Origin of the sequence: Streptomyces olivochromogenes, assembly GCF_001514115.1 — a bacterium.
Taxonomy (GTDB): Bacteria; Actinomycetota; Actinomycetes; order Streptomycetales; family Streptomycetaceae; genus Streptomyces; species Streptomyces olivochromogenes.
Genome location: NZ_KQ948461.1, coordinates 157,433 through 183,143 on the forward strand (window position 1 = coordinate 157,433; position 25,711 = coordinate 183,143).

Here is a 25,711-nt window from a genome sequence, read left to right on the forward strand (position 1 = left end):
CGGAGGAAACATGGATCGCTTGCTCCTCATGCACAGCTTCGTCACCGTCGCGCAATCCGGCAGTTTCAGCGGAGCCGCCAAGAAGCTGGGCTCCTCGGGCTCGCTGGTGTCACGGCACGTCGCCGAGCTGGAGCGGCAGGTGGGGGTCCGCCTGGTCAACCGCACGGCCCGTTCGGTGAGCCTCACCGAACCCGGCCGGCGCTACGCGGAGTTCGCCGCGCGCATCCTGGAGGAGATCGAGGCCGAGGACGCAGGCATCGCCCAGCTCCACGACCGCGCCGAAGGGACGCTCAGCATCATCTGTCCCAAATGGATAGGCAGCCTGGACCTCGGGGACGCCATCGCCGCCTTTTCCGCCGCACACCCCAAAATCCAGGTGCGATTCGAACTCGGCGGCATGTCCGACCGGACCTACGATTTCCTGGACGGCGGATTCGACGTGGCATTCCACACCCGAGACCTCCGGGACTCCAGCGTCCGCCTCAAGAAGATCGCCTCGCTCCCGTTCGTGCTGTGCGCCGCCAAGGAATACCTGAACCGGAACGGGCCACTGACCGAGCCGAACGGCCTCGCGCATCACGACTGCCTCGTGCACGTCAACGACCCGGTCTGGCGCATCGGCCACGGACACGCGTCGACCCTGCACAAGATCCGCAACATCGCCTTCTCGTCCAACTCCTACATCGCCCTGCAGAAAGCGGCCGTGCACGGGCGCGGTCTCGCCCTGCTCCCGCAGCGACCGGCCTACGACGACCTGGTCTCCGGCGCTCTGCAGGTCCTGCTGCCCGAACTCGCGGTGCCCGACCGGCCGCTGTACGCGATCTACGGCCCGGGGCAGGACACCCCGCGCAAGATCAGCGTCTTCCTCGACTTTCTGACGGACTGGTTCTCGCGGAATCCCATTCCGGTGATCCGGCCGTAACCGCAAGAAACGATTGCACAGTCCGTCGGCCCCGAGCGTTGAGACGCCGCCACCCGAAATCTACGCTCACCGGGCGACCCGTGAAACGAGGAGACCATGGGAATCCAGAGAATCGAATCGGTCACCTACGGCATCGGCGACCTCGACGAATGCGTTCGTTTCTTCGACGACTTCGGACTGTTCCTGGTGGAACGGACCGACGAGTACGCGGTGTTCGAGACGCTCACCGGGCAGACCCTCCACCTCGACACCGGCCCCGGACCGCTGCTGCCGCCGCCGGTGGAAGCCGGTCCCACTCTGCGCGAGGTGGTGTGGGGTGTCGACACGGCGAAGGAGCTGAAGCGGCTCGTCGCGGCCGTCGGCCGGGACCGGACGGTCCGGGAGGACGCGGCCGGAGTGTTCCACACCGTGGACGAGACCGGTTTCGGAGTCGGTCTGACCCTGGCCCGGCCCAAGCCCGCGCCCCTCACCCCCCGGCCCGCCAACGCCCTGGGCAGCGTCGGCCGCTGGAACACCGCCCTGGAGCCGATCACCCGCGTCCACCCCCTGCGGATGTGCCATGTGGCCCTCAACATCCTCAAGGAGGGCCGCGAGGAGGCCGTCGCGTTCTACGAGGAACTGCTCGGCTTCCGGCCCACCGACGTGGTGAAACCCATGGGCGTCTTCATGCAGGCCCCGGGCGACCAGGACCAGCACACCATCCTGCTGTGCCACCGCCCCGACAAGGCCGGCGTCAACCACATCGCCTACGAGGTCCCCGGCTTCGACGACGTCGTCGAGGGCGGCAATTACATGATCGACCACGGCTGGCGCGAGGCCCGCAGACTCGGCCGCCACACCGTCGGTTCGAACGTCTTCCGGTTCGTGCACGCACCCTGCGGCGGGCGGGTCGAGTACGCCGCCGACATGGACCGCGTCGACGACCGCTACGAGACCCGGGTCCACGAGACCACCCCGCCCCACCACATCTGGGCTCTGCGCACCAACCGCGACCAGCAGGACGCCCCCGCCTCCTGACCCTCCGCCGCCTTCGGCGGGGAAACCGGCGCCTTCGGCCGGGGAAACCCCATTCGCCTCGCTCGCCAGCCTGAGAGGGCACCCACTCATGACCTCCGACCACGGCTACCCCGCCGTCCGCATGTACATAGCGGGCGAGTGGTGCCAGGGCGGCACCGGACGGACCGCCCCGATCGTGAACCCCGCCACCGAGGAGGCGATCGGAGAGGTACCGCTCGCCACCACCGACGACCTGGACCGCGCCCTGGCCGGCGCCGCCGAGGGCTTCAGGGCCTGGCGCGACACACCCGTCGCACGGCGCACCGCCCTCCTGCACGCCGCCGCCGACCTGCTCACCGAGCGCAGCGCCGAAGTCGGCCGGATCATGACCCTGGAGCAGGGCAAGCCCCTCGCCGAGGCCACCGGGGAGGCCCGCCGTGTCGCGGACACCCTGCGCTGGCACGCCGACGACGCCCGCCGCGCCTACGGCCGCATCATCCCCTCCGCCCCCGGCACCCTGCTCTCCGTACGACGTGAACCCATCGGCCCCGTGGCCGCGTTCGTCCCCTGGAACTTCCCGGCGGGCGGCCCGATGCGGAAGATCTCCTCGGCGCTCTGCGCGGGCTGCTCCATCATCATCAAGGCCTCGGAGGAGACGCCCGCCACCGCCGCCGCCCTCGTCGGCTGCTTCGTGGACGCGGGCCTGCCGGCCGGTGCACTCAACCTCGTCTTCGGCGAACCCGCCGAGGTCTCCGCGCACCTCATCGCCTCCCCGGTCACCCGTCTGATCGCCTTCACCGGCTCGGTCCCCGTGGGCAAGCTGCTCGCCGCCGCGGCCGGCGAGGTCATGAAGCCCTCCCTCATGGAGTTGGGCGGCCACGCCCCGGTGATCGTGTGCGCGGACGCCGACCCGGCGAGGGCCGCGCGCCGCGCCGCCCAGGCGAAGTTCGCCAACGCCGGACAGGTGTGCACCTCGCCGAGCCGGTTCCTGGTTCACGAGCGTCTCGTCGAGGACTTCACCGCGGAGTTCGTGAAGGCCGCCGAAGCGGTCGTCGTCGGCGACGGCCTGGCCGAGGGCACCACCATGGGGCCGCTCGCCAACGAGCGCCGGCTCCAGGCCGTTCAGCGTCTGACCGCCGATGCCGTCAGCCGGGGAGCGACCGTCCGCACCGGCGGCGAACGGCTCGACCGCGCCGGGTACTTCTTCGCGCCGACCGTCCTGACCGACGTACCGGCGGACGCGGACCTCCTCCACGAGGAACCGTTCGGCCCCCTCGCGCCGATCGTCCCCTTCGGTGACCTCGACGAGGCGCTCACGACCGCGAACGCGCTGCCGTACGGCCTTGCCGCCTACGGCTTCACCGAGTCCGCCGCCACCGCCGAGCACCTGGTGCGTGAACTGGAGGCCGGCATCCTCTCCGTCAACCACTGCGGCGGCTCCGTCAGCGAGGCCCCCTCCGGCGGCGTCAAGGAGAGTGGCTACGGCAGGGAGGGCGGGCCCGAGGCTCTCGACGCCTACCTGATCACCAAGCGCGTCTCCCATCTGCTGGCGGGCTGAGCGTCATGCGATACACCCGTGTCTCGGTCGGCGGACGGGCGGTGTGGGGCCAGGTGGGGGAGGAGGACGTCGAGCTGCTGTCCGAGTCACCCCTCGACGCCACGCGGCGGCAGCCGCACATCGAACGCGGCCCGACGGTCATCGGCACGGTGCCGCGGGCCGGCGCGACCTGGCTGCCCGTCGTCGTCCCGCCCGTGTTCTACGCGGTCGGCATGAACTACCCGCGACACATCGAGCACGCCCGCGCCGAGGTCCCCACCCGTCCCGAGGTGGGCTACCGCGCCAACAACGCGCTCACCGGGCACGGTTCGCCCATCGTCAAGCCGGCCGGTGTCGAGGGCCGGTTCGAGGCAGAGCCCGAACTCGTCGCGGTCATCGGCCGAACACTGCGGCACGCCACGTACCAGGAGGCTCAGGAAGGTGTCTTCGGGTGGACCATCGGCAACGACGTCAGCGCCCGCACCTGGCAGCACCAGGACCGCACGTTCTGGCGCAGCAAGAACAGCGACACGTTCAAGCCCATGGGCCCCTGGATCGAGACCGACGTCGACGCCCTGGCACAGACCACCACGCTCCGCGTCAACGGGGAGGTCCGGGCGTCGTTCGCGACCGGCGACATGGTCTTCGACCCCTTCGACTTCATCGTCGAGATGACCCGGCACGTCACCCTGCGGCCGGGTGACGTGCTGTGGATGGGCGCCGAGTCCACCTGCCAACTGGAGCCAGGGGACACCGTGGACATCGAGATCAGCGGCATCGGTGTCCTGTCCAACCCCGTACACAGCGAAGGGAATCCGTCATGAGCACCGCACCCCGTTACATCCACCACGTCAACTTCCCCACCACCGACCCCGACCGCACCGCCGACTGGTACACGAAGGTCTTCGGGATGAAGCGGATCATGCCCAAGTCCAACACCCGCGTGGTGCTGATGACCCGCGGCACCTTCGATCTGCACTTCACCCCGGTCGAGGAGATGGAGCGCATGGCGCCCTATCACTTCGCCGTCGAGGTCGACGACTGGGACGAGTTCCTCACCCACCTGAAGGAGCTCGGCATCCGGCACACCCGCCCGGTCGAGCGGCCGGAGAACCAGTCCAAGTTCTGCTACATCCACGATCCCGACCACACCATGATCGAGCTGGTCTTCCACGGCAAGCGTCCCAACTGACCGCGTCCGGCTAGGAGTTCACTGACATGCCCATCGCCGACTCCGACGGCACCTCCATCTACTACGAGCGCCACGGCAGCGGTCCGGCGATCCTGTTCGTGCATGGCAGCGGTGGCCACCACGCCGCCTGGTGGCAGCAAGTGGCCGCGCTGCGCGAGGAGTTCACGGTCGTCACCATGGATCTGCGCGGCTTCGGCAAGTCCGACGCCCCGGCCCGTCCGCACTCCTCGAAGCCCGGGTTCGACGGACAGGATTTCCCCGGCGACGTCGTCGCCGTACTCGACGAGGAGGACCTGGCCGACGTCATGCTCGTCGGCCAGTCGATCGGCTCCGTCGCCGCCCTGCGTGCCGCCCTCCTGCGTCCCGAGCGCGTCTCCTCGGTAGCCCTCGGCCACTCCCTGGGCGGCATCAGCCACCCCGAGCTGAAGGAACTCGCCGCCGCCGACCGGGCCGAGGCCGTCAAGCTCCCCGTCATCGACCGCCTGCTCACCCGGCGGTTCCAGCAGGAGCGACCCGACCTCACCTTCCTCTTCCAGCAGATGGGCACCTTCAACGTCGCCAAGATGGCCGACCTGCGCAACCTCGACACCAACGGCCCCTCGCTGGAGGAGATCCAGAACTCGGGCGTCAAGGTCGCCTTCCTGGCCGCGGAGAAGGACGCGGTACTCAGCGTGAAGACCGTGACCCGCGCCCACGAACTGCTGCCCGGCTCACATCTGGAGATCGTCCCGGACGCCCCGCACTCCATGTACTGGGAGGCGCCCGAGCAGTACAACGTGGCCGTCGCCCAGCTGCGCCGCACCCTCACCGCACAGAAGGAAGCCGCATGAGCAGCCTCACCCTCGATGCCGCCGAAGAGATCGTCGACGCCGCCCTGAAGCGAGCCCGGTCGCTCGGGAAGGCGGTGAGTGTCGCCGTGGTGGACGCGGGAGGCTTCGTCGTCAGCGTCCGCCGCTCGGACGGTGCGCGCCCGCTCACCCCGGACATCGCCCGCGCCAAGGCGTACACCGCCGCCGTGATGCAGCGGCCCGGCAAGATGCTGAAGAAGTGGCAGGAGAGCCAGCCGGTGTTCTTCTCGCAGCTCTCCCAGCTGCCCGGCGCCGCCCAGCCGATCATGGCCACCGAGGGCAGCGTCACCATCAAGAGGGACGGCGAGATCATCGGCGGCCTCGGCATCGCCGGCGGCACCGCGGACGAGGACCAGCAGGTCGCCGACGACGTCCTCGAATCCCTCGGCTACGAAATGGAGTTCGCCGCCTGGGGCGTCGCGGGCAACCCGGCTCCGAACGCCGAGAAGACCGAGAAGCCCGAGAAGACCGAGAAGACGGAAAAGGAGGCCTGAGCCATGGCGGACACGTTCAACTACCGCATCGACCACCACGGCAGCCTGGTCCGCCCCGGCACTCTCCTGACCGCGCGGGCCGAGGGCGACCCCGAGATCGTGCTGAAGGCGGAACTCGAGGCGGTCGAGGAGGCGGTGGCCCTCCAGCGGAAGCTGCGTACCACGGTCGTCACCGACGGGGACTTCCCCCGGGAGGACTTCCGCAGCGCGGTCTTCGACGCCGTCTCCGGCTTCCGTCGCACGGACTCGGAAACCCACGGCGGACTGCCGCGCTGGGTGGCGGAAACGCTGCCCAAGGCGAACGGTCCGCTGCTCGCCGACTGGGCCGGGCGGCTCACCGGGCTGACGGTGATCGCCCCCAAGGCCTCGCTGCCCTCCCCGGCCTATCTGGCCGCCACCACCTTCGCACCCGAACTCGCCGCATCGGGCGGGCCCTCCTCGGCCCGCGAACTCGGAGAGGCCCTCGCGGAGATCATCCAGGCGGAGATCGCGCTGCTGGTCTCCCGGGGCGTCCGGCTCGTCCAGCTCAACAACCCGCTCCTGATCGGCCACGTCGCCGCCGACCCGGCCGCCCCCGGCGCGCTGTCCTTCGAGGACGCGCTGGCCGTCGACGCCCTGGCGGTACGACTGGAAGAGCGCCCGGTGGGAGTCAGGATCGGCGTCTGCCCCGGCTGGGAGGCACCCGCCGGGGTGGACCGGGCCCGCGCCGAGCGCCTGTACGGCGGGATCCCGGCCGACCGCTGGATCCTGCCGTACGACAAGGGCACCGACGCCGAACTCGACCTGGTCAAGGCCCTGCCGGAGGACCGCGACGCGTGCCTGGGCGTGGTGGACGCGGCCGTGTCCGCACTCGAGGACATCGACACGGTGATGGCCCGCATCGACGCCGCCGCCGAGGTCAAGGACCTCGAGGACATGGCCGTATCGCCGTCCCGCGGCTTCGCCGACACGGCGACCCGTCCGCTGCTGAGCGCCGAGAACCAGCGCCGCAAGCTGGTACTGGTGGAGACCGTCGCCCGCTACTGCTGGGGCAACGAGTTCTGACCCGCGGCCCAGGGGCCGGGAAGCGCGCCCGCGCTTCCCGGCAGACCTTCGGAGAACCTCGGCGTCAGAGAACCTCGGCGTCAGAGAACCTCGGCGAAGGTCACCGTGCGCTCGGTCAGCAGCGGCCACACCGTCTCCACGATCAGCTCGGTGAAGTGGTCGGCGACCTTGTGCGCGTCGAAGCCGGCGCGGTCGGCGTACTGCTCGTACAGCACGAAACCGCCCGGCCGGTCCACCTCGGCGTGCACCTCGTACGCCAGGTTCGCCGGCTCGGCGCGGGTGTGCTCGCGCACCTTCAACAGCGCGGCGCGCACGGTGTCCTCGTCGGCGGGCTCGCAGCGGTAGTGGGCGACTACTGCGTAGGCCATGTCTGTTTCTCCTTAGCGCGATTCCGGCTCCCGGCGGCGTCGTACACACCGCCCGGCCTGCAGATTCCAGCACGGATCAGTCGCCCGCCGACCCGCGCGCGGCGCAAGCAATGACTGCCTGCGCGGGTCTGGCGGCACCGCCCCGACATGGTGTGTTGTCGCATCCGGCCCCCTGCGGCCGCTCCCTGTGCAGACCGCGGATCCCGCACCGCGGCGGACGAAGGAAGTGATCTCCATGCGAACCCTGGAAACCCTCTTGGGCGGAGAGTGGGTGGCGACCGGTGAGTGGATCGACGTCCACGACCCCTCCGATCTGCGGACCCCCGTCGCCCGCGTCCCCGCGCTGAGCGCCGCCGACGTCACCCGCGCCTACGACCACGCCGAGCGGGGCTTCGCCGTCTGGAAACGCACCAGCCCCTTCGAGCGCGCCCGGATCATGGCCGAAGCCGCCCGGCTGCTGCGCGGGCGCCGCGCGGAGATCGCCGAGGACCTGGCGACCGAGATGGGCAAGACGCGGGCCGAGGCGACCGGTGAGACGATCAAGGCCGCGGACTTCCTGGAGTACTACGCGGGTCTCGCCCGGCAGGGGTACGGCACCCTCGTGCACGACGTCCGCCCGGACACCCGTACCCACCACCAGCGCGAGCCGCTCGGCATCGTCCTCGCGATCACCCCGTGGAACGACCCGTTGATCACCCCGGCCCGCAAGCTGGCGCCGTGCCTCGCGGCGGGCAACGCGGCCCTCCTCAAACCGGCCACCGACACCCCCCAGGCGGCTCTGCACTTCGCCCGCGCCCTCCACGACGCGGGACTGCCCGCCGGTGTCCTCAACGTGGTCACGGGGCGCGGCGCGGAGATCTCCGAGGCGCTGATCTCCGACCCGCGCCTGGCCGCGCTCACCTTCACCGGCAGCAACGAGGTCGGCGAGGCCCTGCGCGCCCAGCTCGCGAACAGCAACATCCGCTTCCAGGGCGAACTCGGCGGCAAGAACGCCACCGTCGTGCTCGCCGACGCCGACCTCACCGCCGCCGCGAAAGCTGTCGCCGCCGCGGCCTTCGCCCAGGCCGGGCAGCGCTGCACCGCCACCAGCCGGGTGATCGTCGAGCGGCCCGTGTACGAGGAGTTCACCGCGCTGCTGCTCGCCGAGGCGACCGCGCTGCGCGTCGGTCCTGGCCTCGCCGCGGGCACCACGATGGGCCCGCTGGTGAGCGCCCGTCAGCGCGACGGCGTCCTGTCCGACATCGAGCGCGCGGTCAAGCAGGGCGCGACGGTCCTCGTCGGCGGCGACCAGCCGCGGGACGAGGCACTGAGCCACGGCTGCTACGTCAATCCCACCGTGCTGGGAGACATGACCCCGGAGCTGGACATCTGGCGCGAGGAAGTGTTCGGGCCCGTCGTCGCCCTGCTCCCGGTGGACTCCTTCGAGGAGGCGGTCGAGGCCGTCAACGACTCCGTCTTCGGCCTCGCCGCCGCCGTGTTCACCCAGAACCTCGGCGCCGCGTACCGGTTCGCCGACGAGGCCGAGTGCGGCCAGATCGCGGTGAACACCACCACCTCGGGCTGGGATGTCCACCACCCCTTCGGCGGCTTCCGCGACTCCGGGTCGCCGTTCAAGGAGCAGGGCGAGGAGGCCCTGCGCTTCTACACCCGGGTCAAGACGGTCGCCGTCCACTTCGGTGCCTGACGCGTTTCGAGAACAGGCCTCAACGAGGAAAGGAGGATGCCGATGGCTGACGAGACGATCGGCATCGTCGGCGCCGGCATCGTGGGCCTGGCCACGGGGCGTGAGATCGCCCTGCGCCGCCCAGGCACCCGGGTCGTGGTGCTGGAGAAGGAGCGGGCGGTCGCCGTCCACCAGACCGGGCACAACTCGGGCGTCGTGCACGCCGGCATCTACTACGCGCCGGGCAGCCTCAAGGCGGACCTGTGCGTGCGGGGCGTGTCCGTCCTGCGCGAGTACTGCCAGGACCGGGGCCTGCCGTACGCGGAGATCGGCAAGCTCGTCATGGCGGTGCGCGAGGACGAGCTGGGCCGGATGGAGAACCTCTACGAACGGGCCAGGAACAACCACGTGCCCGAACTGAGGAAGGTCTCCAAGCAGGAGATCAGGGAGCTGGAGCCCCACGCCGGGGGCATCGCGGCCCTGCATTCCCCGCGCACCGCGATCACCGACTACCCGGCGATCGCCCGGGAGTTCGCCAAGGACATCGAGGCCTCGGGCGGCGAGATACGCCTCGGATTCCCGGTCACCTCGATCACCGACGTGCCCGGCGGCATCGAGGTGGCCTGTGGGCAGGAGCATGTCCGCGTCGACCGGCTGATCCTCTGCGCGGGCCTCCACTCGGACTCCGTCGCCCGGCTCGCCCAGGACAAGAAGGAGCCGAGGATCGTCCCGTTCCGGGGCGAGTACATGCTGCTCAAGCCCGAGCGGACGGACCTGGTGCGCGGGCTGATCTACCCGGTCCCGGACCCGCGTTACCCCTTCCTCGGCGTGCACTTCACCCCCCGCGTCGACGGCTCGGTCGAGGTCGGCCCGAACGCCGTCCTGGCCCTGGCCAGGGAGGGTTACACGCTCGGCAGGATCTCACCGAAGGACCTCGCGGGACTCGCGGCCTACCCCGGCTCCTGGAGGATGGCCGCCCAGCACTGGAGGACCGGCATCAGGGAGTACCGCGGCTCGCTGTCCAGAGCCGCGTTCATGAAGGACGCCGAGCTGTACGTTCCCGGCGTCGGCGTCTCGGACGTGGTCCGCGGCGGAGCCGGCGTACGCGCCCAGGCCCTGGACCCGGACGGCATGCTCGTGGACGACTTCCGCATCCACCGGGTGGGCCGGATCACCGCCGTCCGCAACGCGCCCTCCCCGGCCGCCACGGCCTCCATGGCGATCGCCGAGCACATCGTGGACGCCGTGCTCGGGGGCGCCGGCGCAATCTGAAAATGCCCTGCGTACGGGCGACTTTCGCGCAAGTTGTGCTTGCGCCCCGGGGACTCGGCAAGGCCCCACCACCCGCCTAGCGTTCCTTCCACACCACCCCGCCACCCCCTTCCCTTCGAGGGAAGCACTTCCCCTTCGAAAGAATTCGAGAGAAAGAGCCGAGGACATGTTCGTTGTCGACACGCAGATCCACATCTGGAAGGAAGAGACCCCGGAGCGCCCCTGGGTCCCGGGCGCGCGTGAGCGCATCCGCCTCAACGGCCACCGCGAGGACCCCTTCTCCTACGAGGAGGCCCTCGAGCTGATGGACGAGGCCGGCGTCAACCGGGCGCTGATCCTGCCCCCGTCGTGGGAGGGCAACCGCATCGACTACGCGCTCGAGGCCTGCGAAGCGCACCCCGACCGCTTCGGCATCATGGCCCGCGTCCCGCAGGACGACCCGGTCGAGGGCACCGCCCTGCTGAAGGAGTTCGCGCGGAACCCGTACATCAAGGGCACCCGGCTCACCTTCCACCGCCCCCAGGACCGCAACTGGATGATCGACGGGACCAACGACTGGTACTGGCCGATCGCCGAGGAACTCTCCATCCCCACCATGGTCCACGCCCCGATCTGGAAGCGTGAACTCGGCCAGATCGCCGCCAAGCACCCCGGGCTGAAGATCATCATCGACCACATGGGCATCATGGCCCGCTGCGTGGACGACGCGATCGGCTACTGGGTCCAGGAGACCGCGGACCTCGCCGAGCACCCCAACATCTACGTGAAGGTCTCCGCGCTGCCGGGCTACTCGACGCAGCCCTTCCCGAACAAGAACATCGAGAAGTACGTGCGCGAGATGGTGGACAGGATGGGCCCGCAGCGCTGCTTCTACGGCACCGACATCACCCGGCTGCTCGGCCACGGCATCACCTACACCGACACCATCGAACAGTTCGCCAAGCACTGGGACTTCACCCCCGAGGAGCTCGAGTGGATCATGGGCCGGGGTATCTCCGAGGTCCTGAACTGGCCGATCGAGGGCTGAGGAAGCACACGAGATGACGGACACCCGGAACACGCCGGACGCCGCCGGAGGTGACGGCGGCGATGCCTTCGTGGCCGCCTTCAACGCCGTCGGCGCCGACTACCTCTTCTGCTCCTCGGGGTCCGAATGGGCCCCGGTGTGGGAGTCCCTCGCCCGCCGACACCGTGACGGGCTGCCGTGCCCGCGCTACCTCGACCTGACCCACGAGACCGTCGCCGTCGGCATGGCCACCGGCTACGGACTGATCGAGCGCCGGCCGCAGGGCGTACTGCTGCACGCGGCGCCCGGACTGCTGCAGGGCTCCATGGCCGTCCACGGCGCGCTCCTCGCCGGCGTCCCGATGGTGGTCGCCTCCTCGGAGTCGACCACGTACGGCGACGGCCCCGGTCAGGACCCGGGCGGCCAGTGGTATCGCAACCTGTCTTTCGTGGGCGGCCCGCACGGCGTCGCCCAGCCCTTCACCAAGTGGGCCAACGAGGCGGCGAGCGTCCACACCCTGCCCACGATGATCACGCGGGCGGCGGAGCTGTCCTGGCGGGCCCCGGCGGGCCCGGCCTACCTCAACATCCCCCTGGAGATCCTGCTGGAGGAGTGGGACGGCCGCGAGGCCGTGCCCGTCGCCCCGCCGGGCTCCACGCACAGCTCACCCGAAGAGGTCGACCTCGTCGCCCAACTGATCCGCGAGGCCGACAGCCCCGTGATCGTCACCGAGACGGCGGGCCGTGAGGCGGGCGGCTTCGAGGCACTCCTCGCCTTCGCCGAAGCGTGGAACATCCCGGTCGTCGAGCCCGACTCGGCCGTGTGCGGCAACTTCCCGCGCACCCACCCGCTGCACGCCGGCAGCGACATCGGCCCATGGATGGACGAGGCCGACCTCATCCTCCTCGTCAACTGCCGCGCGCCCTTCTACCCGCCCTCGCGCCGCCCGTCGAAGGCGCGGATCGTCGTCATCGACGAGGTGCCGCAGCGCCCGCACGTCGTCCACCAAGTCCTCTTCGCCGAGCGGTACCTGGAGGGCAACGTCGCCCACACCCTGCGCCAGCTCACCAAGCGGGCGAAGGACGCCCACGCTGACGAGACAGCCGTGGCCGCCGCCACCGCGCGGCGCTGCGCGCAGGAGGAGCGGCACGCCGACGAACAGGCCTCGATCGCCGCGGTCGAGGCCAAGGCGGCAGGGGCCGAGGGCATCGACCCGGTGCTCGTGGCCGCGACCCTGCGCGGGCTGCTCGACGGGCGGGACGCGATCGTCGTCGACGAGACGATCACCCACAGCCGCGTCGTGAAACGCCATGTGCAGACCTCGGACCCCGACTCGTACTTCTATGTGCAGGGCGGACTCGGTCAGGGCATCGCGGTGGCCCTCGGCGTCAAACTCGCCGCCAGGGAAAGGCCCGTGGTCCTCACCATCGGCGACGGGGCCTTCGCGTACAACCCCGTCATCCCGTCGTACGACGCCGCCAAGGCGTACGACCTGCCACTGCTCATCGTGGTGTTCAACAACCGCGTCTACAAGTCGATGAACCTCAACCACCGCAGGTTCTACCCCGAGGGCGCGGCCGCCGAGACCGGCGAGTGGCTCGGCACCGACCTGCACCGGTTGCCCCGACTCGCGCAGTTCGCCGAGCCGTTCGGCATGCACACCGAGACCGTCGACGCGCCGCACGCGCTCGCCCCCGCCCTGGAGCGCGCGCTCAAGGCCGTGGCGGAGGGCACCACCGCCGTCGTCGACGTTCTCGTCACCCGCTGACCCAGGAGGCCCCCGCCACCATGACCGGCACCCCAACGCCCAATGCGGGCAAGGTACTTGTCCCCGCCGACGACCTGCGCGCCTTCGCCGCCGCCCTCCTGGAGAAGGGCGGACTCGGCCCCGAGCACGCCCGCACCACCGCCGACGTGTTCGTCTGGGCCGCGCTGCGCGGCGTCGACTCCCACGGCACCGCGCGGGTCCCCGCCTATCTGGAGCTGCTCGCCAAGGGGGTGGCCAACGCCCGGCCCGAGATGACGTTCGAGTCCGGTACGTCGGCGGTCGCCGTCCTCGACGCCGATCGCGCGCCCGGCCCGGTGGCCCTCACCGCGGCCGCCGAGGAGGCGGTGACCCGGGCCCGGGCGGGGGGTGTCGCGGCCGTGGGGGTACGCCGGACCGTCCACACCGGCGCCATCGGCTACTACGTGTCGAAGATCGCCGAACAGGGCCTGGTCGGCATCGCCTTCGTCGCCGGGATGCCCAACATGGGCTACACCGGGGTCAAGGGCGCGGCCGTGGCCACCAGCCCGCTCGCCATCGCCGTACCCGCCGCGAGCCACGCGCCGCTCCTGCTGGACATGGCCACCGCCACGATCGCCCTGGGGAAGATCCGCCAGGCCAGGGCGAGCGGCACCCCATTGCCGGAGGGGGCCGCCGCCACCGCGGACGGCACCCCCACCACCGACCCGGAGAAGGCGGTCATGCCGCTGCCGCTGGGCGGCGCCAAGGGGTCCGGCATGTCGCTGGCGTTCGAACTGCTCACCAGTGTGCTCGTCGGAGCGCCGATCTTCGCCGCCTTCCACTCGGACGATCCCCAGGGCCGGGGGCACCGCCAGAACGCCCTGATCATCGCCATCGACCCGGCGGCCTTCGGCGACGCGGACGCCTTCACCGCGGCTGTCGACGCCACTCTGGGCACGCTCAAGGGTCTGGCCGCGGCGGACGGCGCCGAGGGGGTGTTCTACCCCGGTGAGCGCAGTGCCGCCGTGAGTGTGCGGCGCGCCGAGAAGGGGGTACCCGTTGCGGCGAAGGTGTGGCGTGAACTGACGGAGAGCGCGGGCAAGTTGGGCATCACGCCACCCGAGGCCCGCTCGCAGGGCTGACAGGCGCCTCCATGGAGAGGGGGATGGAGGAGCGGGTGGCCGGGGCGTCCGACGTGCGGCGGGCGCCTCGTCCGTCCCGGGCCCGCCCGCTCGACTGCCCCCCGCCCGCCTTGCCCATCCCGGCGTGCGGCGCTGCTCAACCGGCCTCGCGGGCCTCGGGGTTGAGGGCCCGGCGCACATGACGGGCGATCACGGCGTAGGTCTCCAGGGCCTTCTTGTCGTCCTTGCCGTCGTACCCGTGATCGACCCCGAGCACGTCGTGGTGCTCGACGAGGGCGCCCGCCCGCTGAAGACGCTCGGCGTAGCGCACGGCTTCCGCCTTGAGAAGGTCGAACTCCGCCGTGACGACCAGAGCCGGGGCGATGCCCTTGAGGTCGGCGGTGTCGGCCGCGCCCGCGGGGGACACCAGCCGGTCGGCGCGCTCGCGCGGGTCCGGGACGTACGAGCTGTCGAAGATCTCGCCCATCCAGGGGCGCAGCACAGGCTTGGCGATGGCGGCGCGCTTGTCCCGGGCGCTCGTCGCGAGGTCCAACGGCGGGTAGTGCAGGACCTGCAGGGCGATACCGGGCCCGCCCTCCTCGAGTGCCTGGCGCGCGACGGCCGCGGCGAGACCGCCTCCGGCGCTCTGTCCGCCCACGGAGAGGCGGCTGCCGTCCCAGCCGTGCTCGCCCCCGTGCGCGGCGATCCACCGGACGACCTCGAAGGCCTGCAGGGGCGGGGCGGGGAAAGGGTGCTGCGGGGCCACGACGTAGTCGACGTTGACCACGGCCACCCCCGCCTCGGCGGCGAGGAAGCGGCAGAGCGGATCGTCGATCTCCGTCAGCGGCATCACGTACCCGCCACCGTGGAAGTTGACGTGAACCGGCGGTGGCGGACCCTCGGACGTCGGCAGGTACACCACGACCCGGGCCGGAGCGACCGAGGTCGGGACCGTCAACTCGCTCACGGAGCGCGGGAACTCGGGAAAGCGGCCGTGCGAGGCGGCCGCCGAACCGCGGCCGCTCGGGCGCCGGTCGGCCGCCACGGCGAGACGCTGTATCGACTTGGCGGCGAAGGAGGCCACTCCGGGCCGGGCAAGGAGAGACATACGGTTCCGATCGTCGAGCCATGTCATCGATCGACAGGATTCCTGGCAATTGGTGGGGCGATGCTAGCACGGGCACCCAAGCCTTCTCGGTCCTCTCATGATGTCTCTCGTGCGCGCGGGGCCCAAGCCGGACGCCGACGTGACGTGGCACCCGCCGCGCCGCACGTCCATGGGCTTCCCCGCGAGCCCCGATGATGGACCGGACGAGTCCTAGGCGGTCCCGCCGTTGTTCCACAGTTGCTGGGGCTCGTCGCTGTTGCAGGTGGCCACCATCACCTGCTTGCCGCCCCCGTACGCCGGGGAGGCGATCTCCAGGCAGTGCCCGGTCTCGGTGTTCTTCAGGGTCTGGCCCGCCGCGGTGGAGCTTCCGAAACGCCACACCACATGGCCGGTGCCTCCGACGCCGCCGCAGGCTTCCAGCCCGGCCGCGTAGTTGTTGTTGAAGGGCGCCGACAGGCAGTTTCCACTCGCGCGGTTGACCAGCTCGAAGGTGCCGCCGCCGGAGGAGCGCAACGTCCATGCGTAGGCATCGCTGGAATCGCACGTCCCGAAGTCGGGGTAGACGGAACCGTCGCCGGACGCGCACTGGTTGGTGGAGACGTTCCGCAGGCGCGACACGGACCCCGGGGAGAGCTTGGTTGCCCCGGACTCCGCGGCGGGCGGCGCCCCGGCCTCGGGCGTGGCCGCCGCACCGGTCCGCTCCGGCTGGGCCACGGCTGCCGCGGAGCCGGACGCGCGCACGATCGGTGCCGAAAGGGAGGCGGTGGCGGACGGGGAGCCGGTGGCGGACCGTGGCCCGGGAGGCGACGGTGTCGGGGAGAACCACGGTGCCGGGGACGACTGCTCCGGGCCCGACGGAGATGAGTCCGGCGCGAGAGTGATGGCCGTGATCGTCCCGCCCGCCACGACGACGGGCACGACCAGCATCCGCAAGCGGCGTGCACGCTGCTTGCGGATGTACGTGACATGGTCGGCGTGGCCGACCGCCACCGCTCCATGGGAGGCGGTGACGTAGGGGGCCCGGCTGTCACCGGCGGCGCCGAAGCCCGCCATGTGCAGCAGTGTTCCGAGGAACGCGCCGCGGCTACGGCGCTGTGGACTGGAGGAGCCGGGGGCGGTCAGTCCTGGACCGGCCCCGGCTTCGGAGGGTCCACACGCACACCTCCGTTGACCACGCCGGCGACAACCGATCCGTTTGTGGCCTTCATGATGACGTCGCCGGTGGCCGCGAACCCACCGGTACCGGCCGAGGCACCGGAGCCGGAAGCGTGCTGCCGGACATGCTCGACCAGGGAACGCAGCGCCCTGACGGCCTCGTCCCTTTCGGATTCCGGCAGATCCTGGAGCAGGTCCGTGAAACGCGTTTCCCAGGACCGGGACTGCGCGCCACGTACCCGTTCCAGCGCTCCCCGCGCGTCTTCGCCGGATGCCCTTGCGAGATCCGCGGCGGTCTGGTCAAGGCGCTGCAACACCACCTCTTCCCGTTGCCCGTCCCGCCCCAGGAGCCGGGCCACTGTTGTTCGGGTCCCTGACCAGGCGTCGGTGCCGGCCGCCGTCACGACCGCCGTTCCCCCCGAAGCGGCAAGCCCGACCAAGATTTCCGGCAACATCCAGATCCCCTATGAACAGTTGAGTGACGGACCTTCAGCCACGCAATTCAACACGCCTCGTCGGGTGCAGGGGCGACGAATGAGACAACGGGGTGACCGACCGGGATAGGGATTCGGAACTCGCCGGACCGGCCACGTTCGCCGACGTGCACCACGCTCGCGCGCCGGCGACCGTTGACAAAGCGGAACGTCGCTCCGTATCTTAATCGGAACGACGCTCCGTTTCATCCGGAGCCGATGCCGGGCGCCCCTGACGGGGCCTGACCGCCTCACTCGCCGTCAGCCGAAGGGGACCGGCAGCAGAGGTCATTGAAGGGAAATACGCATCATGAGTGAATCGACGTACCCGGCCCACACCTTCGGTCCGCCCACTCCAGTGCTCTCGGTCAGTCCCGTAGTGCTCCCGGCCCCCGGCCGGGCCGTGGACCTGGAGGTGCGCGTCTCCGCGCCCGTGACCGGGAGCGACCTTCCGCTCATCCTCCTCTCGCACGGCCAGGGTTACTCGAACCACCTCTCCTCGCTGAACGGCTACGCCCCCCTCGCCAACTTCTGGGCGGCGCACGGCTTCGTCGTGATCCAGCCCACCCACCTGAGCTCGAGCACGCTGAGCCTGGATCCCGGTACCCCCGGGGGGCCGCTGCACTGGCGATCGCGGGCCGAGGACATGACGCGCATCCTCGACCGACTCGACGTGATCGAGGCCGCCGTACCGCAGCTACTCGGGCGCCTGGACCACGACAAGGTCGCCGTGGCCGGGCACTCGATGGGCGGGCACACGGCGAGCCTGCTGCTCGGCGCCCGGCTCATCGATCCGGACGACGGAACGGAAGTGGACCTGGCGGAGCCCCGGATCAAGGCGGGTGTACTGCTTGCCGCGCCCGGCAGGGGCGGCGATGCCGTCACCGAGTTCGTGGCCGAGAACTATTCGTTCTTCTCGACCATGGACTTCTCCAAGATGGCGACGCCCACGCTCGTGGTCGCCGGCGACAAGGACGCCTCCACCCACCTGACGGTTCGGGGCCCCGACTGGCACGCCGATCCGTACTTCCTCTCCCCGGGCCCCAAGTCCCTGCTCACCCTGTTCGACGCGGAGCACGGGCTCGGCGGGGTTTCCGGATACGACGTCGCCGAGACCACGGACGAGAACCCGGAGCGAGTGTCCGTGGTTCAGCGGCTCACCTGGGCCTACCTCCGCACCGAGCTCCACCCCGGGGATTCCGCTTGGCAGACGGCGCGTGACGCGCTGACGGCCGACCCCGACCCGCTCGGACGAGTCGAATCCAAGTAAGTCGAATCCAAGTAATCCAAGTAAAGGGTGCAAGGCGGTCCCGGGCGGCCACCAACGGTCAGCAGTACGGGGGCTGGTTGGTGAGGGAAGCCGCTACTCGCATCCACACTCCGAACAGCCGGTAAAGGCTGGGCAGAGTGCCCTGTGCCTGGACGGTCCGCGTGTCCGTCGAGGTGACCCCTGGAATTCCCAGGAGGGTGGCGGCCACTGAAGCCGACTGCCACCGTACGGTGAGCGTGGACGGGCCCGATGGCACCACCGTGGCCGGTCGTCGCGCGGACAGACTGGCGGCGACCGCCTCCTCGATCGCGGTACGCGCTTCCTCGGCGGGTCGCAGATCCGCCGCGAATCTGTCCCGCGCACTCTTCACGGCCACGGTGGTGACAGAGGCGTCCCATGCGGTCATCTCCGCGCAGGCGCAGTCGTCACCGGTGAGGACCGCCACCGGAACGCCGATGGCCACCGCGGTGGCGTGGGCCAGGCCGATCTCGCCCACCGGCCGGCCGTCCAGCCACATGTCTTCGATCTCGTGGCCCATGAAGCTGTGGCTCAGCACTCCGAGTGTGCCGGCCTTCGAGTGATAGCCGACGCAGAGCATGGCATCGTGCTCGGGCGCGAGACCTTCGAGCATGAGCATGTGCTTGGGCTTGCCGCGGATGAGGCGGGCCGCCGGGTGCAGGGCCTCCGGAAGGAGGTTGCGCATCGGTCCGTGAGCATCGTTGACAGTGATGTCGGTGGCGCCGGCCGCGAGGGCACCCCGGATCGCGGCGTTGACGTCCTCCGCCATCATCAGCCGTCCGCGCTCGTAGTCCCGGCCGCCGGGCTGCACATCGTCGGCGTCGACGAGCCCTGTGACGCCCTCCATGTCCACGCTGATGTAGATCCGCACTGCGCACACTCCTCAAGCTTGATCGCTGAGGAGACGACTGCCACTCCTCCTGCGGTTCCGGCGGGCTGCGACTGCCGTACGGCCACGGGTTCGAGCCGGGTCCGCGGAGTGACCTGCCTCACATGCTGTCACAGCGATCGATCCCGCGGTGTCTTGAGGCCGAACCCCCGGAATCGAAGGAGACACCATGACGGAGAACACCGATGTGGTCGTGATCGGCGGCGGATACGCCGGGGTCATGGCGGCCAATCGCCTGACACAGCGCGACGACGTGACCGTGACTCTGATCAACCCGCGCCCGACCTTCGTCGAGCGGATCCGCCTGCACCAACTGGTGGGCGGGTCCGACGACGCGGTCGTCGACTACCGCAAGGTCCTGAGCGAGCGCGTCCGGCTGGTGGTCGACACCGTGACCCGGATCGACGCGGCCGAGCGCGGCGTGACGTCGGCCACCGGCGGCACGGTCGGCTACGACTATCTGGTCTACGCGGTGGGCAGTGGCAGCGCCGACCCGCAGGTGCCCGGGGCGGCCGAGTTCGCCTACCCGATCGCCGGCCTGGAGGAGGCCCAGCGGCTGCGACCGGTCGTCGAGGCCGCGCCCGCAACGGCCGCGGTGACCGTTGTCGGAGCCGGTGCGACCGGCATCGAGACCGCCGCCGAACTCGCGGAGGAGGGCCGCACCGTGACCCTGGTCTGCGGCGGGGTGCTCGGCCCCTCCCTGCACCCTCGGAGTCGGCGCTCGGTCGCCAAGCGGCTGGCCGGACTCGGTGTGACCGTGCTCGAAGGACCCGACGCGAAGGTGACGGCGGTGACTCGTGATGCCGTACGGCTCAGTGGCGGCCGCGAGTTGCCGAGCGAGGTGACCATCTGGACCGCCGGATTCGGTGTGCCGGACCTGGCCGCGCGCAGCGGACTGAGCACCGACGCGTTGGGCCGCCTGCTCACGGACGAGACCTTGACGAGCGTGGACGACGTGCGCATCGTCGCGGCCGGGGACTCGGCGGCACCGTCGGACCTGCCGTTCCGGATGAGCTGCCAGGCCGCGGTTCAGCTGGGCCCGCAGGCCGCCGAGACAGTGCTCAGCCGACTCGCGGGCGAGCAGCCCGCGCCCATCGACGTCGGGTTCGTCAGTCAGTGCATCAGTCTGGGCCGTCGCGCCGGCGTCTTTCAGCTCACCGGCAGGGATGACACCGCGAAGGGGTTCTACCTCGGCGGCTGCCCGGGCGCGAAGATCAAGGAGCTCATCTGCAAGGGCATCCCCTGGCAACTGGCGTACGAGGCACGCAAGCCCGGTGCACGCACCTGGTGGGCCAAGGACGCCAAGCGCCGGCAACTGCTGGGGACCGAGCGCGGCGAGGCGCCGGCCACCGCTGAACGGGCTGCCTAGCCAGGCACTCATGGCGGCCCGGCCGAGCGTCAGCGGTTCTGGTCCGCAGGTCGTGCGGCGACGCCCGTTGTCGCGGGCGTCCCCCCCCGGGCCCAGGGCGCCTGATCACTACTCAACAAACCCACGGGTATGGACAGTTACTCATGAGAAGGATCTGGCTGTGGATGCACGCTTGAAGGACTTCGGCGACCGGCGTCGGCCGCGAAGGAGAGGAATCGAGATATGAGCGACCACGTCACCGACACGGCGACCGAGACGTTCGTCGCCCACCGCAACCTGCTCTTCACCGTGGCCTACGAGATGCTCGGATCGGCCGCCGACGCCGAAGACGTTCTCCAGGAAACCTGGCTGCGGTGGGTCAAGGTCGACCTGGGGCAGGTACGCGACCCGCGTGCCTACCTGGTCCGGATCACGACCCGGCAGTCGCTCAACCGGCTGCGCTCGATGAGTCGCCGCAAGGAGGTGTACGTCGGCCCCTGGCTGCCCGAGCCGCTGCTCACCGCGCCGGACGTGGCCGAGGACGTCGAACTCGCCGAGAGTGTGTCGATGGCGATGATGCTCGTGCTCGAGACGCTGTCGCCGACCGAGCGCGCGGTCTTCGTACTGCGCGAGGTCTTCGACGTCAGCTACGACGAGATCGCGGCCGCCGTCGACAAGACCCCCGCGGCCGTCCGTCAGATCGCACATCGCGCACGTCGGCACGTCGATGCCCGCCGCCCCCGCGAGGTGGTCCCCTCGGGCAAGATCCGGGCGGCCCTGGAGTCGTTCCAGCGCGCGTTCGAATCCAGGGACCTGCAGGGCCTCATGGACGTGCTCGCCCCCGAGGTCGTTCTGGTGAGCGACGGCGGCGGCGTCAAGCAGGCCGCGCTGCGGCCGATCAGCGGTGCCGCGAAGGTGATCCGCTTCATCGTCGGCGGGACCGGCAAGGCCGAAGGCACGCTCACCAGTGACCCCACCGTGGTCAATGGCAACCCGGCACTCGTCCTACGCCTGGACGGCGAGGTCGACGGCATCATGGCGATCCGTGTCGAGGACGCCCGCATCACCGGCCTCTACTACGTCCGCAACCCGGAGAAGCTGACCCGCGTCGCATCCGAGACCCCGCTCACCCTGCGATGAAGACCATGAAGACGATGAAGACGATGCCGACCGGTGGCGGAACAGCCCCCGGGTATCAAGTGCCGCGTCCGACGCGGCGATCCGGACCACGGAACCGCGCACCCGACGCGGCGACGCACACGCTGGTGCGGTTACGGGTGCGCGTCCGGCGCGGGGTGTGCCGTGCGGGACCCGGCCGACGCTCTCGGCCCCCGCGAACTCCAGGGCCGTCCCACCGCGCCCGGTGCTGTCCTTGACGGACCCGACCATCCGCGCCCGATATGCGTGTTCAGCCCCGTGCGCCTCCAGCAACGGACACCAGGTCGGGACGTGAAGGTGCTTGCCGTGGAGCGACGGGAAAGGGCGTGCGGTGACTCACGCGGCGATGACGGCGGCACCCACGCGGCCGCCGTCGACGTCCACCACCGATCCGTGGACGAAGGAGGCCTCGTCACCGGCGAGCCAGACGGCGGCGCGCGCGATGGCGTCCGGGCTGCCGACTTCGCCGGCCGGTGTCCCCTTCATCATGATCTCGCCGGGGTGCGGTTCGTTCCCTTCGGTGGTGTGGGGGAGGATCACGCCCGGCGAGATGGCGTTCACCCGCACTCCCCGCGGTCCGAACTCCGCGGCCCATGCCCGGGTGAGGGTCTCCATGGCCCCTTTGGTGGAGCTGTAGAGCGCGCCGACCGGAATACCCAGGCGCGCGACCCATGACCCGAGGTTGATGATGCTGCCCCCTCCGGCCTCCGCCATGGCCGGTGCGACGGCGGCGGTCAGGAAGAACGGTGCCTTGACGTTCACCGCGTAGACCCGGTCGAAGGTCTCCTCGTCCGTGGCGGTGGTGACGGAGCCCGGGTAGATGCCGGCGTTGTTGACCAGGATGTCGATGTGCCCGCCGAGGGACCTGCGTGCCCGCTCGGCCAGGTCCCGCGAGGCCTCGGCGCTGCCGTCGAGGTCCGCCACGAGGAAGTCGGCGCGCCCGCCGGCGGCGCGGATGCCTTCGACGACCTGGGCCGCCCGCTCCCGATCGCGCCCCGACACGATGACATGGGCCCCCTCGGCGGCGAACGCCTCGGCGATCGCCCGCCCGATATTGCTCGTCGACCCCGTGACGAGCGCGGTCTTGTCGTGCAGTCGTTCACCCATGATGTGGTCCCTCGTCCCGCTCTCAGCGGCCGGGCAGGCCGACCGGCTCCGTACGGCGGTCCACCAGTGGGCTGAACCGCGTGACCCACTGTGCATCGGCAAAAATGGACCAGCAAGTCCAGTCCGGGCGCCTGCGAGGACGTAAAATGGACTCTCCGGTCCAGGGATGGAGGAGCACGCCATGTCGCACGCGCCGACCACGAAAGGCCGGGCCACGCGGGCCCGCATCATCGAGGGTGCCGCCGAGGTGCTGCGCGAAAGGGGTGTCGCCTTCACCACGCTCGACGACATCCGCGCCCGGACCGCCACGAGCAAGAGCCAGCTCTTTCACTACTTCCCCGAAGGCAAGGACGAGCTCCTGCTGGCGGTGGCGCAGTTCGAGGCGGACCGCGTCCTGGAGGACCAGCAGCCGTATCTGGGATGCCTGGACTCCTGGGAGTCCTGGTACCAGTGGCGGGACGCGGTCGTGGAGCGCTATGAACGCCAGGGTGATCAGTGCCCGTTGGGGTCCCTGTTCCTCCAGGTCGGGCGATCCCGGCCGGGCGCACGGGCCATCGTGGCCGAGCTGATGCGTCAGTGGCAGGAGCAACTCGCCCGGGGCATGCGCGCGCTCCGGGCGCGTGGCCTGGTGTCGCCCACCCTCGACGTCGACACGACGGCCGCCGCACTGCTGGCCGGAGTCCAGGGAGGTGTCTCAGTGATGATGTCCACGGGCGACTCGACCCACCTGAAGGCCGCGCTCGACACCGGTATCGAGTACCTGCGCGTGACGGCCGACCGGACCGGCCCACGCTGACCGCGGCGCTCCCCGTACCCGCGATCGGTGATCACGCGGGCGTGCCACGTGATCGCCGGGCGCCCGCTCCACGTGGACCCTCGTCAGGACGTTCCGCGTGGGACGACCAGGCCGCAGTCGTACGCCAGGATCACGGCCTGGACGCGGTCGCGCAGCTGGTACTTCTCCAGGATGTGGGCGACGTGGGTCTTGACCGTGGTCTCGCCCACGCCGAGTTCGAGCGCGATCTCCGCGTTGGACAGACCACGGGTGAGGGCGCGCAGCACGTCGAGTTCGCGCCCGGTCAGGGCGTCGAGCTCCGTCGGCACGGTCGGCGTCGCGGGCGCGGCGAGGTGGGCGAAGCGGTCCAGTAACCGGTGGGTGACGCGCGGAGAGAGCACGGCCTCACCGCCGGCCACCGTACGGATGGCGCCCACCAGGGAGTCGGCGGGACCGTCCTTGACCAGGAAACCGCTGGCCCCGGCGCGCAGGGCGTCCACGACGTGCGCGTCCAGGTCGAAGGTGGTGAGGATGACGATCCGGCTGGGTGAACCCGCCCCCACGATCCGGCGGGTGGCCTCTACACCGTCCATGTGCGGCATCCGGATGTCCATCAGGACGACGTCCGGGGTGAGGGCCTCGGCGCTCTCGACGGCGGCCACGCCGTCCGACGCCTCGCCGACGACGACGATGTCCGGTTCGGCCTCGAGGATGAGCCGGAATCCCGTCCGGATCATGGGCTGGTCATCGACCAGCAGGACGCGGATGGCTTGCATGCGGGGAGTGCCCTTCGTGCTGGGGGTCGGGTTCGGGGGAGGGGAGCGGGACGACCGCGTGGACGCAGTATCCGCCGCCCGGGCGGTTGCCGGTGTGCAGGGAGCCGCCCACGGCGCCGATCCGTTCCCGCATACCGACCAGACCGTGACCGGAACCCCTTGCCGGCATGGGCGGTCGCGCCGTCTCGCCGCCCTGCCGCGGCCCGTCGTCGCAGAGCCGCAGGGTGAGCCGGTGCCGCTCCGGCTCCCAGGAGACGGTCAGCGCGGTGTGCGTGTGACCGGCGTGCTTCAGGGTGTTGGTGAGGGCTTCCTGTACGACGCGGTAGACGGCGAGTTGTGAACCCGCCGGGAGCTCGGCGGGGGTTCCCCTGGTGTCGAACTCGACCTGGAGACCGGCGGCGCGCACCGACTCCACGAGCGCCGGCAGGGCGTCGATGGTGGGCTGGGGCGGTTCCTTGTTCGGGTCGCTCTCCGCCTCTTCGTCGGTCCGCAGCACGTCAAGGAGCCTGCGCAGCTCGGTGACGGTGGCCCGTCCCGTCTCCTCGATGGTGCCGTGCAGTTCGTGGGCCTTGGCGCTGTCGCGGTCCTGGACCCGGTCGGCGGCGATGGTCTGCACCACCATGAGGCTGACGTTGTGGGCGACGATGTCGTGCAACTCGCGGGCGATCCGGGCCCGTTCCTCCATCACGGCGGCGCGCGCGTTGGCGACCTGTTCGCGTTCGATCGCCGCGGCCCGTTCCAGCGCCTGGTTCCGGATGGCGGCGCGCGCCCTGGAGAGCCGGCCCAGCGCCCACGCGGCGACCAGCAGAACCGTCTCGATCAGCAGGGTGGTGACACGGTACCCGGCCGGCGCGAGCAGCGACTCGGTGACGGCCGCGGCCGGGATGAGCACCGCCACGACCAGGGTCGCCGTACGGGGGGTGGACCGTACGGCGGTGAGGAACACGCCCGTGGCCACGCCCACGTAGGTCGGTCCGATGGAGGTGCCCTCGGGCCCGGAGAGCTGCGGGATGTACTGCAGGCCCTGGAGCGCGGCGGCCGCCGCCGACATCACCAGCAGCGCGGGCAGCGGAGAGTGGCGGTGGACGGCGAGCGGCAGCGCGGACATCAGCACGAGCACCAGGAACCAGGCGTCCGGCGAACGCAGTTCGGGCCCGCCGGGCGGGATCGCCAGCGGTGTGGCCGCGCATCCGGCGATGAGCAGCAGGGCCAGACCCGCGTCGGTGACGGCCGGGGGCACACGGCGCCCGGCGAACGAGTCCATCAGGTCCATGCGCCCCACGTTAGACGTCTCACCCGGTGCCCTGATCTGCCCTGGGGGTGAGAGCGCGTGGCCGGTCTCCTCCGCGGCGGCATCCTCCGCAAGGAGGAGGCGCCCCGCGCGACCGGCGGCGCGAGGAGACCCTGTCCTCCTCCCTATGGCGGAGGGCATCGGGGATCTCGCC

25 protein-coding genes are annotated in these 25,711 nt (G+C 70.7%); 17 read left to right on the forward strand and 8 right to left on the reverse strand.

What is annotated here, in order from left to right:
* Positions 1-10: 10 nt before the first annotated feature.
* From AQJ27_RS28260 to AQJ27_RS28295, 8 genes are all read left to right on the forward strand, one after another.
* Positions 11-922 carry a LysR family transcriptional regulator gene (locus AQJ27_RS28260; RefSeq protein ID WP_067374753.1) on the forward strand — a complete coding sequence of 304 codons (912 nt, stop codon included), beginning with the start codon at positions 11-13 and terminating at the stop codon, positions 920-922.
* Between the two features lie 96 nt (positions 923-1,018).
* Positions 1,019-1,939: a VOC family protein gene (locus tag AQJ27_RS28265; protein WP_067374755.1), complete on the forward strand. Its 921-nt coding sequence runs from the start codon at positions 1,019-1,021 to the stop codon at positions 1,937-1,939.
* Positions 1,940-2,027: 88 nt separating this feature from the next.
* On the forward strand, positions 2,028-3,476 hold the full coding sequence (locus AQJ27_RS28270; protein WP_067374757.1) for an NAD-dependent succinate-semialdehyde dehydrogenase: 1,449 nt from the start codon (positions 2,028-2,030) through the stop codon (positions 3,474-3,476).
* Positions 3,477-3,481: 5 nt separating this feature from the next.
* Entirely contained in the window at positions 3,482-4,279 is a 798-nt protein-coding gene (locus AQJ27_RS28275) for a fumarylacetoacetate hydrolase family protein (RefSeq protein WP_067374759.1), read from the forward strand.
* Positions 4,276-4,647: a VOC family protein gene (locus tag AQJ27_RS28280; protein WP_067374761.1), complete on the forward strand. Its 372-nt coding sequence runs from the start codon at positions 4,276-4,278 to the stop codon at positions 4,645-4,647. Before AQJ27_RS28275 ends, AQJ27_RS28280 begins: the two co-directional genes overlap by 4 nt.
* Before the next feature lie 26 nt (positions 4,648-4,673).
* Complete coding sequence (locus tag AQJ27_RS28285; protein ID WP_067374763.1) at positions 4,674-5,477, forward strand: alpha/beta fold hydrolase; 804 nt, start codon at positions 4,674-4,676, stop codon at positions 5,475-5,477.
* Positions 5,474-5,989 (forward strand): GlcG/HbpS family heme-binding protein, encoded by a 516-nt coding sequence (locus AQJ27_RS28290; protein WP_067374765.1) that lies wholly within the window; start codon positions 5,474-5,476, stop codon positions 5,987-5,989. The genes AQJ27_RS28285 and AQJ27_RS28290 overlap by 4 nt, the downstream gene beginning before the upstream one ends.
* Positions 5,990-5,992: 3 nt before the next feature.
* On the forward strand, positions 5,993-7,033 hold the full coding sequence (locus AQJ27_RS28295; protein ID WP_067374767.1) for a uroporphyrinogen decarboxylase/cobalamine-independent methonine synthase family protein: 1,041 nt from the start codon (positions 5,993-5,995) through the stop codon (positions 7,031-7,033).
* Between the two features lie 80 nt (positions 7,034-7,113).
* Here the strand turns inward: AQJ27_RS28295 and AQJ27_RS28300 are convergent, their stop codons facing one another.
* Positions 7,114-7,401, reverse strand: coding sequence for a putative quinol monooxygenase (locus AQJ27_RS28300; protein WP_067374769.1), 288 nt, complete (start codon positions 7,399-7,401; stop codon positions 7,114-7,116).
* Positions 7,402-7,636: 235 nt separating this feature from the next.
* On the opposite strand from AQJ27_RS28300, the gene AQJ27_RS28305 reads away from it, so the two are divergent.
* From AQJ27_RS28305 to AQJ27_RS28325, 5 genes are all read left to right on the forward strand, one after another.
* Positions 7,637-9,085, forward strand: a complete 1,449-nt coding sequence (locus AQJ27_RS28305) for an aldehyde dehydrogenase family protein (protein WP_201264407.1) — start codon at positions 7,637-7,639, stop codon at positions 9,083-9,085.
* 42 nt (positions 9,086-9,127) lie between these two features.
* The gene (lhgO, locus tag AQJ27_RS28310) at positions 9,128-10,336 is read left to right on the forward strand and encodes an L-2-hydroxyglutarate oxidase (protein WP_067374773.1); all 1,209 of its coding nucleotides are present in this window, start codon (positions 9,128-9,130) and stop codon (positions 10,334-10,336) included.
* A gap of 166 nt (positions 10,337-10,502) precedes the next feature.
* On the forward strand, positions 10,503-11,363 hold the full coding sequence (locus AQJ27_RS28315; RefSeq protein WP_067374774.1) for an amidohydrolase family protein: 861 nt from the start codon (positions 10,503-10,505) through the stop codon (positions 11,361-11,363).
* Between the two features lie 13 nt (positions 11,364-11,376).
* Positions 11,377-13,110, forward strand: a complete 1,734-nt coding sequence (locus AQJ27_RS28320; RefSeq protein WP_067374776.1) for a thiamine pyrophosphate-dependent enzyme — start codon at positions 11,377-11,379, stop codon at positions 13,108-13,110.
* 20 nt (positions 13,111-13,130) lie between these two features.
* A complete protein-coding gene (locus AQJ27_RS28325; RefSeq protein ID WP_067374778.1) occupies positions 13,131-14,210 on the forward strand; it encodes an Ldh family oxidoreductase in 1,080 nt (359 codons plus the stop codon).
* A 136-nt stretch (positions 14,211-14,346) separates the two neighbouring features.
* Here the strand turns inward: AQJ27_RS28325 and AQJ27_RS28330 are convergent, their stop codons facing one another.
* The 3 genes from AQJ27_RS28330 to AQJ27_RS28340 all read right to left on the reverse strand — a co-directional run bounded on the left by AQJ27_RS28330 (position 14,347) and on the right by AQJ27_RS28340 (position 16,907).
* Complete coding sequence (locus AQJ27_RS28330; RefSeq protein WP_067375089.1) at positions 14,347-15,297, reverse strand: alpha/beta hydrolase fold domain-containing protein; 951 nt, start codon at positions 15,295-15,297, stop codon at positions 14,347-14,349.
* A 210-nt stretch (positions 15,298-15,507) separates the two neighbouring features.
* Positions 15,508-16,350: an RICIN domain-containing protein gene (locus tag AQJ27_RS28335; protein WP_067374780.1), complete on the reverse strand. Its 843-nt coding sequence runs from the start codon at positions 16,348-16,350 to the stop codon at positions 15,508-15,510.
* Between the two features lie 65 nt (positions 16,351-16,415).
* A complete protein-coding gene (locus AQJ27_RS28340; RefSeq protein ID WP_067374782.1) occupies positions 16,416-16,907 on the reverse strand; it encodes a hypothetical protein in 492 nt (163 codons plus the stop codon).
* Positions 16,908-17,235: 328 nt separating this feature from the next.
* Here AQJ27_RS28340 and AQJ27_RS28345 point away from each other — a divergent pair, with 328 nt between their 5' ends.
* Positions 17,236-18,195: an alpha/beta hydrolase family protein gene (locus tag AQJ27_RS28345; RefSeq protein ID WP_067374784.1), complete on the forward strand. Its 960-nt coding sequence runs from the start codon at positions 17,236-17,238 to the stop codon at positions 18,193-18,195.
* A 58-nt stretch (positions 18,196-18,253) separates the two neighbouring features.
* On the opposite strand, the gene AQJ27_RS28350 is transcribed toward AQJ27_RS28345, so the two are convergent.
* Positions 18,254-19,084: a M55 family metallopeptidase gene (locus AQJ27_RS28350; protein ID WP_067374785.1), complete on the reverse strand. Its 831-nt coding sequence runs from the start codon at positions 19,082-19,084 to the stop codon at positions 18,254-18,256.
* A 187-nt stretch (positions 19,085-19,271) separates the two neighbouring features.
* On the opposite strand from AQJ27_RS28350, the gene AQJ27_RS28355 reads away from it, so the two are divergent.
* Entirely contained in the window at positions 19,272-20,471 is a 1,200-nt protein-coding gene (locus tag AQJ27_RS28355; RefSeq protein WP_067374787.1) for an NAD(P)/FAD-dependent oxidoreductase, read from the forward strand.
* Between the two features lie 222 nt (positions 20,472-20,693).
* Positions 20,694-21,590: an RNA polymerase sigma-70 factor gene (locus AQJ27_RS28360; protein ID WP_067374789.1), complete on the forward strand. Its 897-nt coding sequence runs from the start codon at positions 20,694-20,696 to the stop codon at positions 21,588-21,590.
* 354 nt (positions 21,591-21,944) lie between these two features.
* On the opposite strand, the gene AQJ27_RS28365 is transcribed toward AQJ27_RS28360, so the two are convergent.
* On the reverse strand, positions 21,945-22,715 hold the full coding sequence (locus tag AQJ27_RS28365) for an SDR family NAD(P)-dependent oxidoreductase (RefSeq protein WP_067374791.1): 771 nt from the start codon (positions 22,713-22,715) through the stop codon (positions 21,945-21,947).
* A 181-nt stretch (positions 22,716-22,896) separates the two neighbouring features.
* Here AQJ27_RS28365 and AQJ27_RS28370 point away from each other — a divergent pair, with 181 nt between their 5' ends.
* Positions 22,897-23,511 (forward strand): TetR/AcrR family transcriptional regulator, encoded by a 615-nt coding sequence (locus AQJ27_RS28370; protein WP_067375091.1) that lies wholly within the window; start codon positions 22,897-22,899, stop codon positions 23,509-23,511.
* A gap of 83 nt (positions 23,512-23,594) precedes the next feature.
* Here the strand turns inward: AQJ27_RS28370 and AQJ27_RS28375 are convergent, their stop codons facing one another.
* Positions 23,595-24,266, reverse strand: coding sequence for a response regulator (locus tag AQJ27_RS28375; protein WP_067374793.1), 672 nt, complete (start codon positions 24,264-24,266; stop codon positions 23,595-23,597).
* A complete protein-coding gene (locus AQJ27_RS28380) occupies positions 24,235-25,539 on the reverse strand; it encodes a sensor histidine kinase (protein WP_067374795.1) in 1,305 nt (434 codons plus the stop codon). Before AQJ27_RS28380 ends, AQJ27_RS28375 begins: the two co-directional genes overlap by 32 nt.
* Positions 25,540-25,711 lie beyond the last annotated feature (172 nt).